16 protein-coding genes are annotated in these 15,969 nt (G+C 65.0%); 11 read left to right on the top strand and 5 right to left on the bottom strand.

Annotated features, from left to right (window positions below):
• Positions 1 to 62 precede the first annotated feature (62 nt).
• The 11 genes from KPL76_RS01810 to KPL76_RS01760 all read left to right on the top strand — a co-directional run bounded on the left by KPL76_RS01810 (position 63) and on the right by KPL76_RS01760 (position 10,064).
• Positions 63 to 782 carry a Rossmann-like and DUF2520 domain-containing protein gene (locus KPL76_RS01810; protein WP_216334638.1) on the top strand — a complete coding sequence of 240 codons (720 nt, stop codon included), beginning with the start codon at positions 63 to 65 and terminating at the stop codon, positions 780 to 782.
• Positions 783 to 818: 36 nt separating this feature from the next.
• Positions 819 to 1,736, top strand: a complete 918-nt coding sequence (gene panC, locus KPL76_RS01805) for a pantoate--beta-alanine ligase (protein WP_253202111.1) — start codon at positions 819 to 821, stop codon at positions 1,734 to 1,736.
• A 50-nt stretch (positions 1,737 to 1,786) separates the two neighbouring features.
• Positions 1,787 to 3,400 carry a lysine--tRNA ligase gene (gene lysS / locus KPL76_RS01800; protein ID WP_216334631.1) on the top strand — a complete coding sequence of 538 codons (1,614 nt, stop codon included), beginning with the start codon at positions 1,787 to 1,789 and terminating at the stop codon, positions 3,398 to 3,400.
• Between the two features lie 55 nt (positions 3,401 to 3,455).
• Positions 3,456 to 3,599: a hypothetical protein gene (locus KPL76_RS01795; RefSeq protein ID WP_216334630.1), complete on the top strand. Its 144-nt coding sequence runs from the start codon at positions 3,456 to 3,458 to the stop codon at positions 3,597 to 3,599.
• Between the two features lie 2 nt (positions 3,600 to 3,601).
• Positions 3,602 to 3,769: a hypothetical protein gene (locus KPL76_RS01790; protein WP_216334629.1), complete on the top strand. Its 168-nt coding sequence runs from the start codon at positions 3,602 to 3,604 to the stop codon at positions 3,767 to 3,769.
• 34 nt (positions 3,770 to 3,803) lie between these two features.
• Positions 3,804 to 3,962: a hypothetical protein gene (locus tag KPL76_RS01785; protein ID WP_216334628.1), complete on the top strand. Its 159-nt coding sequence runs from the start codon at positions 3,804 to 3,806 to the stop codon at positions 3,960 to 3,962.
• Between the two features lie 78 nt (positions 3,963 to 4,040).
• Positions 4,041 to 4,439 (top strand): DUF5684 domain-containing protein, encoded by a 399-nt coding sequence (locus KPL76_RS01780; RefSeq protein ID WP_216334627.1) that lies wholly within the window; start codon positions 4,041 to 4,043, stop codon positions 4,437 to 4,439.
• A 105-nt stretch (positions 4,440 to 4,544) separates the two neighbouring features.
• Positions 4,545 to 6,062 (top strand): DUF4214 domain-containing protein, encoded by a 1,518-nt coding sequence (locus KPL76_RS01775; protein ID WP_216334626.1) that lies wholly within the window; start codon positions 4,545 to 4,547, stop codon positions 6,060 to 6,062.
• A 125-nt stretch (positions 6,063 to 6,187) separates the two neighbouring features.
• Entirely contained in the window at positions 6,188 to 8,677 is a 2,490-nt protein-coding gene (locus tag KPL76_RS01770; protein ID WP_205106952.1) for an ATP-dependent Clp protease ATP-binding subunit, read from the top strand.
• A gap of 314 nt (positions 8,678 to 8,991) precedes the next feature.
• A complete protein-coding gene (locus KPL76_RS01765; protein WP_216334625.1) occupies positions 8,992 to 9,531 on the top strand; it encodes an amino-acid N-acetyltransferase in 540 nt (179 codons plus the stop codon).
• An 8-nt stretch (positions 9,532 to 9,539) separates the two neighbouring features.
• Entirely contained in the window at positions 9,540 to 10,064 is a 525-nt protein-coding gene (locus KPL76_RS01760; RefSeq protein WP_216334624.1) for an 8-oxo-dGTP diphosphatase, read from the top strand.
• On the opposite strand, the gene KPL76_RS01755 is transcribed toward KPL76_RS01760, so the two are convergent.
• The 5 genes from KPL76_RS01755 to KPL76_RS01735 are packed head-to-tail and all read right to left on the bottom strand — an operon-like array spanning position 10,061 to position 15,915.
• Positions 10,061 to 11,092, bottom strand: coding sequence for an alpha/beta hydrolase (locus tag KPL76_RS01755; RefSeq protein WP_216334623.1), 1,032 nt, complete (start codon positions 11,090 to 11,092; stop codon positions 10,061 to 10,063). The genes KPL76_RS01760 and KPL76_RS01755 overlap by 4 nt on opposite strands.
• Positions 11,089 to 12,225, bottom strand: a complete 1,137-nt coding sequence (locus KPL76_RS01750; RefSeq protein WP_216334622.1) for a hypothetical protein — start codon at positions 12,223 to 12,225, stop codon at positions 11,089 to 11,091. Before KPL76_RS01750 ends, KPL76_RS01755 begins: the two co-directional genes overlap by 4 nt.
• Entirely contained in the window at positions 12,222 to 13,367 is a 1,146-nt protein-coding gene (locus KPL76_RS01745; protein ID WP_216334621.1) for a hypothetical protein, read from the bottom strand. The genes KPL76_RS01750 and KPL76_RS01745 overlap by 4 nt, the downstream gene beginning before the upstream one ends.
• A complete protein-coding gene (locus tag KPL76_RS01740; protein ID WP_216334620.1) occupies positions 13,364 to 14,269 on the bottom strand; it encodes a hypothetical protein in 906 nt (301 codons plus the stop codon). The genes KPL76_RS01745 and KPL76_RS01740 overlap by 4 nt, the downstream gene beginning before the upstream one ends.
• Positions 14,269 to 15,915 carry a phenylacetate--CoA ligase family protein gene (locus KPL76_RS01735; protein ID WP_253202110.1) on the bottom strand — a complete coding sequence of 549 codons (1,647 nt, stop codon included), beginning with the start codon at positions 15,913 to 15,915 and terminating at the stop codon, positions 14,269 to 14,271. The genes KPL76_RS01740 and KPL76_RS01735 overlap by 1 nt, the downstream gene beginning before the upstream one ends.
• Positions 15,916 to 15,969 lie beyond the last annotated feature (54 nt).

Raw genomic sequence — 15,969 nt, 5'->3', positions numbered from 1 at the left:
TCGATGAGTCACCCCAGCACCCTCCAACCCGAGCGATCCACTCCAACCATGAACAGGCAACGATGAACCCCCAGCAGCGATCAGGCCGGCTCGGCATCGGCATCATCGGAGCAGGGCACGTCGGCCCCGTTCTCGGTGCCGCGCTGGCCGGCGCGGGGCACGCCATCGTCGGGGTGGCAGCCGTGTCGGAAGCCAGCCGGGAGCGTGCCGAAGCGATGCTGCCCGGGGTGCCGTTCCTGGCGATTCCAGACCTCATCGAGCGCAGCGAGCTCGTGATCCTCGCCGTGCCGACCGATCAGCTGCGCAGTCTCGTCGAAGGGCTTGCCGCAACACAGGCGTGGCAACCCGGGCAACTCGTGGTGCACACGGCTGCCGAGTTCGGCATCGAGGTGCTGGCACCGGCCCTCGCCTCCGGTGCAATCCCCTTGGCACTGCACCCTGCGATGGCGTTCACCGGTTCGAGTATCGACATCGCCCGGCTCGCCGGCACGTATTTCGCTGTCACTGCTCCCGGCCCCGTGCTCCCGATCGGGCAGGCCCTCGTTGTGGAGATGGGCGGAGAGCCCGTGATCGTCGCCGAACGCGATCGAACGGCCTACGCCGAGGCGATCGAAACCGCCACCAGCTTCTCGAGTTCGATCGTCGACCAGGCCACGGGCATCCTGGCCTCGATCGGCATGGCTGCGCCCGGTCGCGTGCTCGGGCCACTGGTGCGCTCCTCGGTCGAGAATGCGCTGCTTCGAGCAGCGGGGCCCGATGATGCGCTGCCCCTCGGCTCGTAGCCGGTAGCATTCATCGGGGTTAAAAAAGGAGATTCGGTGTCGATACTCGCTGTTTCGATCGCAGAAGTGCGCGAACAGATCGCAGCCGCCACGCACGACGCACGAAGCCAGGGCAATGCCAACCCTGTGGTGGCGCTGGTGCCGACCATGGGTGCACTGCATGCCGGCCACCTTGCTCTGGTCGCCCGCGCGCGTGAAGTGGCCGATGTCGTCGTGGTCTCGATCTTCGTCAATCCGCTGCAGTTCGGTGAGGCAGAAGACCTCGACCGCTACCCCCGCGACTTGAGCGGCGATCGTGCGGCGCTCGACGAGGCCAGCGCCTCGGCGGTACCGCGAGCCGGCTCCGGGATGACGTCGGTGAGCGAGATCATCGTCTTCGCCCCGAGCGCCGCGGAGATGTACCCCGACGGCAAGACCCAGACCAAGATGTCGGCTGGCAATGTCGGCAACCTGCTCGAAGGCCGCAGTCGCGCCGGGCACTTCGACGGCGTGCTCGTTGTCGTCAACAAGCTCCTCAACATCACGCGACCCGACGTTGTGCTCTTCGGGCAGAAGGATGCCCAGCAGGTCTTCGTCGTCAGCCGGATGGTTCGCGACCTGAACATTCCCGTCGTGGTCGAGGTGGTCGAGACGGTGCGAGAGGATGATGGACTCGCGCTCTCGAGCCGAAACCGTTTTCTCGACAGAGGTGAGCGACTCGCTGCCCGCGTTCTGTCGCAGACGCTCGAAGCGGCGGATTCCGCAGCCTCGAGTGGAATCGACGCCGTGATCGCTGCCGCGCAGTCGGCGAGCATGGGGGAGCCGCTGGTGAAGCTCGAGTACCTGGCGGTGGTGAACCCGACGACGTTCCTCCCGGTCGACGACAACTACCACGGCAAGGCCATCGTCGCCGTTGCCGCCCGGGTGGGTTCGACGAGGCTCATCGACAACGAATCCGTGTACCTCGGCGGTTGACCGTGCGGCGCGCCACGTAAACTTGGGGCGACTTCAAGGAGCTTCTTCGCATGACCAGCAACCCCGAACATCCTGACCTCGCAGCTGACCCGAAGGGCGGCGAGGCCAGCGCACGAATCGCCGCGGCCGACGCGCTCGCCAATGATGCTGCGGCGGAGGCCGCAGCCGCTGAGGCCGCCGCTGAGGCCGCCGCTGAGGCTGCCGCGACGAACGAGCAGAAGCTGATCAGGCTCGGTAAGCGCGAGCGCCTGAACGAGAGCGGTGTCGAGGCGTACCCCGTTTCGGTGCCCATCACCACGACCATTCCGGCCGTGCGGGCGAAGTACGGCGACCTCGTGGCCGATGAGACGACCGGCGATGTCGTGGGCCTCGCAGGCCGGGTGGTGCACCTGCGAAACACGGGCAAGCTGTGCTTCGTGTCGCTGCAGTCCGGCGACGGAACGCGCATCCAGGCCATGGTCTCGCTCGCACTGGTCGGCGAGGAGGCGCTCGCGGGTTTCAAGGAGTTCGTCGATCTCGGTGATCACCTCTTCGTCAGCGGCGAGGTCATCTCCTCCCGTCGTGGGGAGCTCTCGGTGATGGTGGCCGAGTGGAAGATCGCGTCTAAGGCGTTGTTGCCGCTGCCGAACCTGCACTCCGAGCTCAACGAAGAGACGCGCATGCGCAACCGGTACCTCGACCTCATCGTGCGCGACGAGGCGCGGGTGATGGTGCGAACGCGTGCAGCTGCCGTGGCGAGCCTGCGCAAGACCTTCGCCGACCGTGACTTCATCGAGGTCGAGACTCCGATGCTGCAGACCATGCACGGGGGAGCGGCGGCCAGGCCGTTCTCGACCCACAGCAACGCGTTCGACACGGAGTTGTTTCTGCGGATCGCACCGGAGCTCTTTCTCAAGCGGGCCGTCGTCGGCGGCATCGACCGCGTCTTCGAGATCAATCGCAACTTCCGCAATGAAGGCGCCGACTCTACTCACTCGCCCGAGTTCGCCATGCTCGAAGCATACGAGGCCTACGGCGACTACAACACGATGGCCACTCTCACGCAGACGATGATCCAGAACGCCGCGCTCGCGGTCTCCGGTTCTCACGTCGTGACGTGGGCCGACGGCACCGAGTACGACCTCGGAGGCGACTGGGACCGCATCAGCATGTATGAGTCGCTGAGTGAGGCTGCCGGCGTGACGATCACCCCCCAGACGCCGACAGATGAACTCAAGGCGCTTGCCGCTCTCGAGGGCGTCGAGGTGCACCTTCCGAACCACGGCAAGTACGTCGAAGAACTCTGGGAGCACTTCGTCAAGGGCTCGCTCGTGCGCCCGACGTTCGTGATGGACTTCCCGCTCGAGACCAGCCCGCTCACGCGCTCTCACCGCTCCATTGCCGGGGTCGTCGAGAAGTGGGATCTCTACATCAGGGGGTTCGAGCTGGCGACGGCCTACTCCGAGCTGGTCGACCCGGTCATCCAGAGGGAGCGTTTCATCGAGCAGGCACTGCTTGGCGCCGCCGGCGACGACGAGGCGATGCGCCTCGACGAGGAGTTCCTGCGGGCACTCGAGTTCGGTATGCCTCCCTCAGGGGGCATGGGAATGGGGATCGACCGCCTGCTGATGGCCCTGACCGGGCTCGGCATTCGCGAGACGATCCTGTTCCCCCTGGTCAAATGACCTCCGTGGGTGCCGCCTCGAAAACCGATCGGCGCCCGAGCGAAAAGAGAAGACGATGAGCTACGTTCCCGAAGACAAAGACGACAAGAAGAACAACAAGCCGACGACGACGCGCATCATGATCTGGGTCGGAGTCGGTGCCGTGGGGCTCTACTTTCTCGTCTCGGGCATCATCGGCATCGTCACTGGCGGTCACTGACCATGTCGAACGACGATGGGCGCGAACCCGATGACTCGACGGATGCTGGTGAGAACGATGCGGCGGACGCCGAGCAGAAACGTCGCCGGCTTCTCTATGCGCGGCTCGTCGTGGCGGGCGTGGGCCTGACCTTCCTGATCGTCGGCTTCGTGCAGTTCGTCACGAAATGATCACCGCAGGATTCGGGCGTAGGGTGGAGACGTTATGAGTGACTTTCTGGCTGTCTGTGCTGTGCTTCTGCCGACTGTGGCCGTCGGGCTCCTGTTCTGGTTCATCATGCGGGCGATCATCCGCTCAGACAAGACGGAGCGCAAGGTTCTCGCGAAATATGAGGCCGAAGAGCGCGCCAGACGCGGCATGTAGCGGTCGCGAACCGTTCAGGCAGGCCCCGCCAGTCCCCGTGGCTTCACTATGCTGTGAAGCGCGACCACGAGGAGAGCAATGATGCATGCAGTGAGCATTCTGGCCGACCAGGCGAACTACGGTATCGGCGGTGGCCAGATCTACGGGCAGGGGTTCGGGCTCGTCTTCGCCATTCTCACCGTCATCGGTCTCTGGGCCACCTTCCGCAAAGCGGGGCGGCCCGGATGGGCCGCGATCATCCCGATCTACAACCTCTACACGATGATCAAGATCACCGGCAGATCAGGATGGTGGCTGCTGCTCTTCCTCATTCCCCTGGTCAACATCGTGCTCTACATCGTGATCGTGCTCGACCTGGCTGCCGCATTCCGTAAGGGAGCTCTGTTCGGCATCTTCGGGCTCTGGCTGTTCCCGTTCATCGGTTTCATGATGCTCGGATTCGGCAAGGCGAAGTTCGAGGGCACGCCACTGTTCTGATGTGACGCCGTTGGGCACCTGTGGCACGGAATTTCTTTTATTCTGATATGTTTCAGATCGCGCGCCGGGGGGATCTGGCGCCTATGCGACGAGCAAGGGGTAACAGTGAAGCTATTCACCGCGGCAGTGGCCGTCATAGTCATGGTTGGAGCGGGATTCATCTCGTCTCCAGCGATCGCCGCAGAGAAGTCGGCCGGCATCACGGTCACCGGCTCTCCTTCTCACAGCGACATCGTCGCACCACCCGCCTCACCGCCGCAGGGCGAGGTTGCTGCCACCCATCCCCTGGTCACGCCCTCAGACATCTCTGCAAGTGCGAACTCCTCGACGCAGGGAAAGAGTTCTGCTTCCAGTACCGCTGCCATAGGTGGCTTCGTGACGCTTGCGTCGACGTCGGCGCCGATGGGCTCTGGCATCACCGTGGTCGCCATTCTTTTTGACGATGTCACTGGCGCGATCAAGTTCACCAGCGAGACGAAGACGGCCTCCGACGGCAGCTTCTCGATCCAGGGTCTCGCGCCTGCAGACTACTGGCTCCTGTTCTACGACGACACCAAGCCGGGCGTGCCCACAGTCCAGTGGTACGGTTCGTCGGAATTCGATCCATACGGTTCTTCCCTCCCTGTCGCCGACGGCCAGTCCGTCTCAGCGAACTGGGCACTCACCCCGTCGGGTGAGGTGCTAGGTTCCGTTTCGTGTGAGGGTTGCGATGCGCCACCGGCCTCGGCCGATGTGGTCATCTACATCGCGAAGTTCGACCCGTCGCGCAACGACTGGTTCAACGTTGCGAGCGCGCAGCCCGATTCTGCCGGAAGATACGACGTTCAGGTTCTGTACCCCGGCTCGTACTACTCCTATGCCAGGTTCAACGGCTCGAGCGAATTCAGCAATATCGGGTTCTCTCGTGACTACACCGTGAACGCGCGGTCAGCGGTCTCGGCCGACGTCATCATTCCCCGGCTGATCACGCCGGTCTCCGGAGTGCAACCCGCCATCAACTCGGTGGTGAATGCGCTGTACTTCGACTTTCTGACCCGCTTTCCGAGCGCTCACGACATCACCTTCTGGAACGGGCAGTTCGCCGGCGGATCTGACCCCGGAGCGGTTGCCACCGGCTTCGTCACCAGTGATGAGTACCGTCTGATCCGTATCAACGCGGCCTATCAGACGATCCTCGGTCGTGGCGCGGACCCGGCGGGCCGCCTCGACTGGCTGCACTGGATGCAGCAGGGTCGAATCACGACCGATGACATCGAGACGTCGTTCTATGCGTCTGACGAGTACTTCAACAAACAGGGTGGCACGAACAAGCAGTTCGTCAACGCCATCTACCAGACGCTCCTGCACCGAGGCGGAACCGACACCGATTACGCGTTCTGGTCGAACCTCGTGCAACAGCACGACAGGGCTTGGGTCATCGCACGCTTCTGGGACTCCACCGAGACCATCAGTGAGCGCGTCAGCCTGATGTATGCGCACTACCTCGGTCGTACGCCTGACCCCTCGGGTCTGGCGACCTGGGTCGGCCTCGCGCTCCAGATCGGCGACTCCGGCCTGCGTGCTGGCCTCACCGGCAGCGACGAATACTTCATTCGCTCGCAGTACCGCTTCTCCGAGCACTAGGGACTCGCTGGGCGGGGCAGTAACTGCAATCTGCCCACGGCGAACAGAGCAGTTTCGGTGGCCCGGCGTCGTTAACATTTAGATACCGGCTACCGTCACACTGCCCCGGTACCCAAGGAGTCAGCATGTTTGAGAGATTTACCGACCGTGCCCGTCGTGTCGTCGTCTTGGCCCAAGAAGAAGCCAAGATGCTCAACCACAACTACATCGGCACCGAGCACATCCTGCTCGGGCTGATCCACGAGGGTGAGGGTGTCGCCGCCAAGGCACTGGAATCCCTCGGCATTTCGCTCGACGCTGTGCGCGAGCAGGTTCAAGACATCATCGGCCAGGGCCAGCAGCAACCGACGGGTCACATCCCGTTCACGCCGCGAGCGAAGAAGGTTCTCGAACTGTCGCTGCGCGAAGCGCTGCAGCTCGGGCACAACTACATCGGCACCGAGCACATCCTGCTCGGCCTCATCCGTGAGGGCGAGGGTGTTGCCGCCCAGGTTCTGGTCAAGCTCGGGGCTGACCTCAACCGTGTTCGCCAGCAGGTCATCCAGTTGCTGAGTGGGTACCAGGGTAAGGAGGCTGTTGCTGTGGGAGGCAACGAGCAGGCTCCCGACAAGGGGTCTCAGATTCTCGACCAGTTCGGTCGCAACCTCACGCAGGCCGCGCGCGACAACAAGCTCGACCCGGTCATCGGGCGCGAGAAGGAGATCGAGCGGGTCATGCAGATCCTGTCGCGCCGATCGAAGAACAACCCTGTGCTGATCGGTGAGCCCGGCGTCGGCAAGACCGCTGTCGTCGAAGGCCTTGCGCAGGCGATCGTTCGCGGCGACGTGCCAGAGACGCTGAAAGACAAGCAGCTCTACACCCTCGACCTCGGTTCGCTCATCGCCGGCAGCCGCTACCGCGGTGACTTCGAAGAGCGACTGAAGAAGGTCACGAAGGAGATCCGCACACGCGGCGACATCATCACGTTCATCGACGAGATCCACACGCTGGTCGGTGCCGGTGCAGCAGAAGGCGCGATCGATGCGGCGAGCATCCTGAAGCCCCTGCTTGCACGCGGTGAACTTCAGACCATCGGTGCGACCACCCTCGACGAGTACCGCAAGCACTTCGAGAAGGATGCGGCGCTCGAGCGCCGCTTCCAGCCGATCCAGGTCGCAGAGCCGTCGTTGCCCCACACGATCAACATCCTGAAGGGACTTCGCGACAAGTACGAGGCGTTCCACAAGGTGTCGATCACCGACGGTGCCATCGTCGCTGCGGCGAACCTGGCCGACCGGTACGTCGCCGACCGCTTTCTGCCAGACAAGGCCATCGACCTGATCGACGAGGCCGGCGCGCGCCTTCGTCTCTCGATCCTTTCAGCACCGCCGGAGCTTCGTGAGTTCGACGAGCGCATCGCTCTCGTTCGGGGCCGCAAAGAGGCCGCGATCGAGGAGCAGGACTTCGAGAAGGCAGCGTCTCTCCGAGATGAAGAGAAGAACCTCCTCGGTGAGCGACTGAGGCTTGAGAAGAAGTGGAAGTCGGGTGACGTCAAGGCGTCGGGCATTGTCGACGAGGGTCTGATCGCCGAGGTGCTGGCACAGGCCACGGGCATCCCGGTCTTCAAGCTCACCGAAGAAGAGTCCAGCCGGCTCATGTTCATGGAGAAGGCCCTGCACCAGCGGGTCATCGGGCAGGAAGAGGCGATCGCGGCTCTGTCGCGCACCATCCGTCGCACCCGTTCGGGCCTGAAAGACCCGAAGCGCCCCTCTGGCTCGTTCATCTTCGCCGGCCCCACGGGTGTTGGTAAGACCGAGCTCGCCAAGGCGCTCGCCGAGTTCCTGTTCGACGACGAGAACGCGCTCATCTCACTCGACATGAGTGAGTACGGCGAGAAGCACACCGTCTCGCGTCTGTTCGGTGCCCCTCCCGGGTTCGTCGGCTTTGAAGAGGGTGGCCAGCTCACCGAGAAGGTGCGCCGCAAGCCGTTCAGCGTGGTGCTGTTCGACGAGATCGAGAAAGCTCACCCCGACATCTTCAACTCGCTCCTCCAGATTCTGGAAGAGGGCCGGCTGACGGATGGCCAGGGTCGCGTGGTCGACTTCAAGAACACCGTGATCATCATGACGACAAACCTCGGTACGAAAGACATCACGGGTTCGCCGATCGGTTTCCAGTCGCAGACCAACGTGTCGACGTCGTACGACCGTATGAAGGGAAAGGTCAACGAAGAGCTGAAGAAGCACTTCAAGCCCGAGTTCCTGAACCGCGTCGACGACACGATCGTGTTCCCGCAGCTGTCGAAAGAGGAGCTGCTGCAGATCGTCGACCTGTTCATCGGCCGCCTGCGCGATCGCCTGCTCGACCGCGACCTGTCGATCGAGCTGTCGCTCGCTGCGAAGGAGCGCCTCATCGAGGTCGGGTTCGACCCATCGCTCGGTGCTCGACCGCTTCGTCGTGCCATGCAGAACGAGGTCGAAGACCGGTTGTCTGAGCGCATCCTCCTGGGTGAGCTCAACGCCGGCGACAAGATCTACGTCGACTTCGTCGAAGGGGAGTTCACCTTCCTGACGACGTCGCCCGAGCCCCTCGCTGCCATCACGGCCGAGGCTGCCGGAGCTGCCGCGATCGACTAGTACGCTGCGAGAAACGGATGCCGGGCATCCGTAGCTCGACAGAAAGGGCCGACCACACACAGTGGCCGGCCCTTTCTCATGCCCGCAACCCGACTGAGGGCGGGAATGTTCTCTGGCCCTGACTCACCGCGCACCGCCGGGCGGGGTGCTGCGTCGACTGGTGTTTCGTCGGCGAATCGGGGTGCCGCCGCCATAGTGGCCTCGCCACCCCGATTCTCCGACGAAACTCACGTGAGTGCGCGGCCCAGCGGCTGCCGGCGAGGTCGAAGTGGTCGGGTTTCGCGAAACGGGCGCGTGGCTGGGAGGATGGAAGGATGACTGCCGCAGACGTGACCGCCGCCCGCCCCGATTCGGGTGCGATCACGGTGCGACGCGCGCGCACGAGCGACGTGCCGTGGATCCAGCGTCTCGTCGAGCCGCTGGTGCAGGAGCGCATTCTGCTCGGCAAGGACTCCGTGGTGTTCTACGAAGCGGTGCAGGAGTTCCGCATCGCCGTCGACGAAGACGGCACCCCGATCGGCTGCGGCGCGCTTCACGTCTTCTGGGAGGATCTCGGCGAAGTCCGTACCCTCGCGGTCGACCGGGACTGGTTGGGCAGGGGAGTCGGCCACGCGCTGCTGAATGCGATCGAGAACGATGCCCGCGAGCTCGGCCTCTCGCGCCTCTTCTGCCTCACCTTCGAGGTCGCATTCTTCGAGCGGCACGATTTTGTGGCATCACCTTTGGCGCTCGTCGCACCCGACGTCTACGCCGAACTGGTGCGCTCTCCCGACGAGGGTGTCGCAGAGTTTCTCGACCTCGCGCGCGTGAAGCCGAACACCCTCGGCAACACGCGCATGCTGAAGCACCTGTAGAAGGCAGCATGGCGGGCTACCAGGTGTGCGTCTGCTATCTCACACGCGAGCGGGCGGATGGTCGCCGGGAGGTCCTACTCGGACGCAAGCTCACGGGGTTGGGCATCGGCAAGGTTGTAGGCCCGGGTGGCAAGATCGAGCCCGGCGAGAGTGCGCGTGAGGCGATCGTTCGGGAGGTCTGGGAGGAAACGGGCATCCGTGTCGCCGCTGACGAACTGAGGGAGGCGGGGTACCTGCGCTACGAGTTCCCCCACAGGCCGTCGTGGAGCCAGGATTCGACGGTGTTCATCGGCGAGGTGTGGCAGGGCGAAGCTGTGGCTTCGGCCGAACTCGCCCCCGAATGGTTCGCACTCGATGAATTGCCTCTCACCGAGATGTGGGATGACGCGAAGCACTGGCTCCCTCGAGTGCTGGAGGGCGAGCGTGTCGACGCGTGGTTCTCGTTCAACGCCGACAACGCAACGGTTGCCGAATGGACTGGCCTTCATAGCGGAAACCAGAACCTGGGTTCCGGTGGGGTCGCTCCGAGCTAGGGGCCAGTTGAGGGTGCCGAAAGGAAGCGGCTGAGGAACTTTACGAGGTCGTCGGTCGCGCGGTGGGCCGTCGCCTTCATGATGAGTGGGTACGTCACCCAGCCGTGGGGCGCGCCGGGGTAGGTGATCAGCTCGACGTAGGTCTCGGATTGCTGGAAGCCGCGCGCATAGGCGATGCCCTGGTCGCGCAGTACGTCGTGCTCGCCGACCTGCACGAGCGCGGGCGGCAGCCCGGCGAACGATGCCGCTCGCAGCGGCGCGACCCGGGTGTCGCTTCGCTCGGGCGACGACGGGTCTGAACCGAGGTAGTAGTCGAAGAACGCAGCCATGTCGTCTCGATGCAGAACGGGTTTGTGGGAATTCTCGAGCATCGACTCGTCGTCGAGAGTGGTGTCGGTCACCGGATAGATCAGCCCCTGGGCGGCGATGGGAGGGCCCGAGCGGTCGCGCGCCAGCAGCGCCAGCACAGCCGAGAGGTTTCCGCCAGCGCTGTCACCGATCACCGCGAGGCGATTCGGGTCGATACCAAGCTCCACATCGTTGGCAGACACCCACTCCAGGGCGGTATAGCAATCGTCGACGGCCGCGGGGAACGGATGCTCGGGGGCAAGCCGGTAGTCGACGGCGACCACGACCGCTCCCAACCGGGCACTCACCCTGCTGGGGAGCCAGTCGCACATGTCGAGCCCGCCGAAGAGGGTCCAGCCGCCGCCGTGCAGGTAGAGCACGACCGGCAGGGACTCGGGAGGCAGGCCCGTCGAGGAGTCTCCAGACCTCCTGGGCCGGTAGATACGGACGGGGATGGTGTGACCGTTCGATGAAGGTACGGCCAGATCCTCTACCGTCGTGCCCGAGTGACGGGCGCCGAAGAGCACCCGGCGAACCGGTGCAGGCACGTGCTGCATGGTCTGGTTGTGCGCGATGTCTGACGGACTCATCGTGGCAATGTGCATCGAGCGAAATCGGTCCATGAACCACCCCCAGGCGCGAACGCGCGCGGGAATCGGGGTCGGCACCGGTTTCGTCATGACACGAAGTCTGTCAGTCGCGGCGACCGTGGCACTTCTCCGGTCGGCACGCCCACGCTGAAGACGGCCAGCGCCACGTCACTGCGACCGAGCGAGAGCCGCTTTCGCAGCAGCCCATGCGCGAGTGGCGAGTCGATCAGCTCGGAATGCGGTGACACCGCGAGTCCCCGGGTGTGCGCGTGCAGCCAGAGGCGCTGCAGCACCCGGCCCGCGTCGAGCACATCGGGTTCGGCGATGCCGATCGAGCTGTCCATCGCAGCGGTGACGCGGGGTGCGTCGTCGAGAACCGCGAGACGCGCATTGGCGACAAGCACGAGATGGGTGGGGGAGTCAGGCGACCTCTCGGCGAGCGAGAGGTCGAGGGGCCGGAGGCTCCGGGCGCGCTCGAGCGACTCCGAAGCCCCGCCGATGACCCCGGCCACAGCCAGCATCGGGTCGCGCAGGTGCCGTCGCCGCGTGGCAGGGGCCGCCAGCCTCGCCAGGGGCCGCGGCATGCCGAGCATCACATCCGTCATTCCGTCGAGCCGGTATCTCGGGTGCTTCGGGTCGAGCCGCAGCCACGAGAGCAGCTCCTTCGCCACGCTCGGCCGCGACGCTGTGAACGCGATGCCGAGCCGGCTGAGGTACGCCATAGCGCGATCGTCGAGCCGCCGAACAGTGAGCCACGGTGGCAGGTCGACGTCGACGAGGTCGTCCCAGGTCTCCGGATGCCCGGCGAGCCGCCCGCGGAACACACCCCTCTGGCGAACATCGTCGGCGCTGAACGACCGCGCCTCGACCGGGGCACCTGGCACACCCGCACGGTGCGGCTCGAGCGACACCCTGAGCACAGGGGACGAGGGGTCGGCTCGACCCACGACAGGCAGCTCCTCCAGCCGCTCGAGGGCAGGGAGCGCCTCGACCGAGACGCCGAACCCGAGCTCAGAAGCGCCGATCGCGAAACTCTCGACCCAGGCGCCGAGCGCGAGCACGACGTCCCGAAAACTGGGGTCGCCGGCCGGCAGGGTGCGGCTGGGCACCACCGAGACCTCCACAGACGTCTCGGAGACGATGCGGGCAGACCACGGCTGCGTGTTGTGTGCCGACGGCGCGCGGCTCGCCAGCAGAATCAGGTCATCGAGCGTCGTGCTCATCGCAGCCCCTTCCGGTAGAACGTATAGCCGTGCAGCGGGCGACCGCCAAATCTGGAGAACTGCGCTGTCGAGCCGAAATTGCTGCGCGCCACGTACGTCGAGCGCAACGTCGAATAGCCGGCTTCGGCGAGATTCGCCTGCAGCTGGCGACTGAGCAGCGTGAGAATGCCCTGGCCCTGCCGGCTGGGTTCTGTTCCCTGAATGACGAGCACAGCATCCGTTCGGTATTTCTGGCGCGTGAGCAGCAGTTGCACCTGCCGAAGGCCAGAAAGACGGCCGCCCACCTTCTGCACGAACTCGGTGATGTCGGGGATGACCAGCACGAACGCCACGGGCACGGATGATCGGGCATCCCTGGCCAGCAGAAGCAGCTTCTCGTCGAGCAGGAACGCCAGCCCATCGGTCGCGGCCGCCATCTCTGCCGGGGTGATCTGCGTGTAGTACGGCAGCTGGGCGAATGAGGCGTTGAGCAGGGTGAGCAGTTCGGGGATCAGCCGCGACACGCGCCGCTTCGAGCCGTATTCGAGCATGAGCCCGGCTTCGGCCCACTCTGCCGCGCGTGGAGCGACAGCATTCGCCTGCGTGACGTCGACGACCCAGGTGTCGGCCTCGCCCCAGCGCTCGAACCCCTCAGCCTCGTAGACAAGAGGAACCCACTCCTCGTTCCAGGCCGAATCGATGAATCCGCGTTGCTCGAACCCCGAGGTGACCACTCCGCCAGCCTGGTTCGGCAGGAGGGAGACCGGGCCGAAGAGGGCGTCGAACGGGGTCGATGGTGGTGTGCCCGTGCCTGTGCCCGTACCCGAGCCCGTTGCCCGCACAGTGAAGTATTCGAAGAGGGCGCTCGCCGCTTCGCCGTCGCGGAACTCGGTCGCGCCGAAGAGCAGCAGCTTCTCGCCGAGCTTCGCGTCGAGGCGCGCATCGGTGTGCAGCGTGCTGCGGCCGACAACGTCGCCCCCGGCGTCACGGGCGATCACGAGCTCCACCGGCTCGGGGTGGGGGCTGGTGCCCCTGTGCCACGACCGGATGCTCGACTCGAGCAACGGCACAGCGAGGTCCTGCGGCTGTACCCGCAGCGGCATCGCGACGAATTCACGGAGTTGTCTCTCGCTGCTCACCCGCTCGACAGTGACCGCGTTCACCGGTCGTCACCTCCGGGCGGCGAGGCTGGTGCGGGTTCTGTTTCCGACGATGCCACTCCGGGCGATGCGGCTTCTGCCGGCGCGTCTGGCAATGAGGTGTGGATGCGGATGTACCCGCCGGTTCCGTTTCGAGTGCCAGCGGTGATCCACTGCATGAGCTGGCGGTGGGCCGGCAGCCTCGCAAAACTGAGCAGCTCGTCACGGGTTCCGAAGAACGCCAGGGTGCCGAGCGTGAACGGGGCCTCCCAGTACACGGTGTGCCAGACGTAGCCGCGAAGGTGCTTCATGCGGACGACCATGGGGTACCACGTGCGCGACAGCACCAGCCACGAACCGAGCCCGCGGTATTTGGTCGCCCCGATGAACATGGCGTGCGCATCGCTGAGCGGTCGGAGCTCGTGTTCGGTGTGGCCGGAGGAGGGGTGTGACCGAGACGACCCCGGCGTTGCCACTCTTGGCGGGGTCGCGCCGTGGGCTTGCTCAACTGACGTCGGAGTGAAGTGCTCGATGTGCGCCATGACGTTTGCCTCCGCCCGCCACACGCCGTTGCTGTAGCCGCTGGGCTCCGCATTCAACACGCGAGCGATCCATCCCTCCTTCACAGGTGGCCGGAGCTCCAGAGGTGATGAGTTCGCGGTGAAGGTTGCGCGCGGCGGCCGGTTCAGCGTCGCAGCAAACGATTCTGCGTCGGCTGCAGTCTCGAAACAGACGATCACGCCGACGCGCCGGTCACCGCCCGGGCCGCCGCGCCGAAAGCGCTTATGCCAGACGAATCCACGCTCGACGCGCGCGCGTCTGGCAACCGAGTGCGGGCTCTCGCCGGAACCCCGCACTTGCTCGGCGACAAGGATCGCACCGGCCCTCGCCTGTACAGGTGCCTTCGAGAAATCAGTGGTTCGCATCAGTCAACGGCCCCGCCCCCTGGCCCGGCCTCCGGGCCTCCTGAGCGCGGCCCGGTTCTGGCCGGCTGCACGACTGCACCCCGATCATCCGCGTCCACCAGGTACACGTTCTTGATCTTGCTCGACCCGCCGGCGAACACCCCGGTGCCGTGCTCGTGCACCTCGATGCGAACGTCAGAGGCGGTCGGGTCTTCTGCGAGCGACTGAGCGATGTCTCGCGACACGCTGGCCAGGTGCGCGAGCACTCCCGCGGCAGATCGCTCCCGCAGTTCGGCGACGGCCCGCTCGTCGAGCTCCGCATCGGCCCGCAGCTGCAAGTGGATGACCGGCCGCTGTTCGAGGTCGCCGATGTCGAGCAGGCTCAGCTTGAACGACTCGATCGCGTAGGCGTAGGGGTTGCCGAGGTACAGGCCGTTCTCCACATCGAGGGGGTAGATGTTCGCGCCCATGTAGGAGATCGTCGAATCCTTGCGGCCGAAGAGCAGCACGAAGGGCAGCTTCATGCGCTGGATGGCGAAAGCCCGCTCGAAGGCGAGGGCGAGCCTCGGGAACTGGCTGACGTAGCCCTGCATCTCGGGGAACGTGACGATCGAGGCTTCGTCGCCGATGTTGTATCGCACCTTGGGGCTCATGATCGCGGTCGAGTTGAGGGTGACGAGCAGTTCACCGGCGTCGGTGGTCTCGAGGTAGGTCTCGAGCGGGTTGTACTGGAAGATCATCGGGGTGCGTTCCTCGCCGTCACCGAGCACGAGGGAGCGCAGCGCCGGGTTGGCGACCAGGCTCCGGCGAAGCCAGACCGAGAGGTCGCTCTCGCCCGCCATTCCGATTGTCAGGTCAGAGGCCCCGTACCCCGAATACACCCGGGAGAACCGCTGCTCGATGTAGTCGCGGAGGCCTTCGGTCAGGGCTTCGCCGCCGACGAAGCCGTTGAGGTCGAACGCATCCCAGTCGAAGCCCTCGGCATCGAGCCGGTCGCGCAGGTGCTTGAGAAAAGGCGGGTAGGCGCTGACGAGATAGGTGTAGCCCGGACCGAAGTGCCGCAGGGTGTCGACGATCTTGTCGATGTCGGGGCCGGTGTTCTTCACCATGGCGACCTTCGACATCGCAAGCCCCGTGTTGGTGCCTGTGGCCCAGGCGCCCATCGAGAAGGCGTTGATGCAGAACAGCTTTCGAGAGCCGAAGAGCAGCGTGATGTACCCGGCCACGTTCTTGTGCACGGTGGCGAGTTCACGCTTGGAGCGCATCCAGTTGTAGGGCCTACCGCTCGAACCACTCGACTCGTCGACGACCGTGCCGACGGTGACGATCTCACCGTTCCAACACCTCGAGGGCTCGGGGAATCGGTCGACGTACTCCTTCTTCGAGGTGGGGGTGTACGCGCCGAGTCTCCACCAGCGAAAACGGAATCCGGTCTCGTTCTGGTACTGCCGGTACGCCGGAACATCGAGATAGGCCTGCTGGCAGATCATCCATGCGTTGATTCTCGCGAAGCGCTCGAACGACGGCTGGTAGTGCCGGGCGGTGAAGCGCCAGAGCGCCGGGTGCAGCCGATACACGCTGTAGAACGCCGTGACCCCAGCGGTGGCGACGCGGAGTGCGGCCTGCCGCAACTGCTGCCGGCGAAGCGGTGCGGGGTGTTTGAGCATGGTTCACATTATCCCGCCGTGTGCTCGAAGAACACAGGGCTCGCAGCCCTCGTG

The organism is Subtercola sp. PAMC28395 (assembly GCF_018889995.1).
In the GTDB taxonomy this organism is placed as follows: domain Bacteria; phylum Actinomycetota; class Actinomycetes; order Actinomycetales; family Microbacteriaceae; genus Subtercola.
This window is presented reverse-complemented; position numbering and strand designations above follow the sequence as displayed.

Excerpts from the sequence above, each read along its gene's own strand:
- KPL76_RS01740 (WP_216334620.1), bottom strand. The coding sequence starts at position 14,269 with ATGCGAACCACTGATTTCTCGAAGGCACCTGTACAGGCGAGGGCCGGT.
- KPL76_RS01735 (WP_253202110.1), bottom strand. The coding sequence starts at position 15,915 with ATGCTCAAACACCCCGCACCGCTTCGCCGGCAGCAGTTGCGGCAGGCC.
- KPL76_RS01790 (WP_216334629.1), top strand. The coding sequence starts at position 3,602 with ATGTCGAACGACGATGGGCGCGAACCCGATGACTCGACGGATGCTGGT.
- lysS (WP_216334631.1), top strand. The coding sequence starts at position 1,787 with ATGACCAGCAACCCCGAACATCCTGACCTCGCAGCTGACCCGAAGGGC.
- KPL76_RS01750 (WP_216334622.1), bottom strand. The coding sequence starts at position 12,225 with ATGAGCACGACGCTCGATGACCTGATTCTGCTGGCGAGCCGCGCGCCG.
- KPL76_RS01760 (WP_216334624.1), top strand. The coding sequence starts at position 9,540 with ATGGCGGGCTACCAGGTGTGCGTCTGCTATCTCACACGCGAGCGGGCG.
- KPL76_RS01780 (WP_216334627.1), top strand. The coding sequence starts at position 4,041 with ATGATGCATGCAGTGAGCATTCTGGCCGACCAGGCGAACTACGGTATC.
- KPL76_RS01795 (WP_216334630.1), top strand. The coding sequence starts at position 3,456 with ATGAGCTACGTTCCCGAAGACAAAGACGACAAGAAGAACAACAAGCCG.
- KPL76_RS01755 (WP_216334623.1), bottom strand. The coding sequence starts at position 11,092 with ATGACGAAACCGGTGCCGACCCCGATTCCCGCGCGCGTTCGCGCCTGG.
- KPL76_RS01765 (WP_216334625.1), top strand. The coding sequence starts at position 8,992 with ATGACTGCCGCAGACGTGACCGCCGCCCGCCCCGATTCGGGTGCGATC.
- KPL76_RS01770 (WP_205106952.1), top strand. The coding sequence starts at position 6,188 with ATGTTTGAGAGATTTACCGACCGTGCCCGTCGTGTCGTCGTCTTGGCC.
- KPL76_RS01810 (WP_216334638.1), top strand. The coding sequence starts at position 63 with ATGAACCCCCAGCAGCGATCAGGCCGGCTCGGCATCGGCATCATCGGA.
- KPL76_RS01785 (WP_216334628.1), top strand. The coding sequence starts at position 3,804 with ATGAGTGACTTTCTGGCTGTCTGTGCTGTGCTTCTGCCGACTGTGGCC.